Below are 237 nucleotides of genomic sequence, written 5' to 3' on the forward strand. Positions count from 1 at the left end.
TGGGTAAGTTAAATGTATTTCTATTATATCTAAATGCAGCTCAGGTAGACGCCGACAATAACGATAATCCGCAAGTGCCATCATTATCCCATCAAAACAGCGACCGACTCCCGGCAAGGCTATAAATCGAGGGTAATAAACATCCATAAGAGCGCCTTCAGGCGCGGTTTGCTCTTCATATGCCGCAGGCCCAATCCGATAATGAGGCACAAAATATTGTATCGCTGACTGCAAGGG

Annotated in this window: 1 pseudogene; it reads right to left on the reverse strand. The window is 45.6% G+C overall.

From position 1 onward, the window contains the following. Positions 1-237: pseudogene (locus Q4519_RS22090) on the reverse strand (glycosyltransferase family 4 protein); the annotation flags it as partial.

This window comes from Motilimonas sp. 1_MG-2023, assembly GCF_030547455.1.
GTDB lineage: Bacteria > Pseudomonadota > Gammaproteobacteria > Enterobacterales > CBDFNC01 > Motilimonas.